Source organism: Nocardia sp. TBRC8007 (assembly GCF_056629435.1).
In genome coordinates this window covers 1-298 of record NZ_JBWSOR010000206.1, presented here as the reverse complement: position 1 = coordinate 298, position 298 = coordinate 1, and the positions used below count along the sequence as shown (strand labels likewise).

1 protein-coding gene is annotated in these 298 nt (G+C 67.8%); it reads left to right on the top strand.

What is annotated here, in order from left to right:
* Positions 1-298 (top strand): condensation domain-containing protein (locus tag ACX4ZE_RS23320; protein ID WP_480275615.1); only part of this gene is annotated, 298 nt, incomplete at both ends.

Here is a 298-nt window from a genome sequence, read left to right as displayed (position 1 = left end):
GGCCGTGGCGGCGCGGTATGCGTTCGATCTGTCGGCGGAGATCCCGGTGCGGGCGAGCGTGTTGCGCTGTGCGGCAGACGAGTACGTGCTGGTGCTGGTGCTACATCATATCGCCGGGGACGGTGGGTCGTTGGCGCCGTTGTTGCGGGATCTGGTGTGCGCCTACACCGCCCGCGCCCACGGTCGCGGCCCGGACTGGGTGCCGTTGCCGGTGCAGTACGCGGACTACACATTGTGGCAGCGGGAACTGTTGGGTGAGGCGGCCGATCCCGACAGTGTGTTGTCGCGGCAGTTGGAA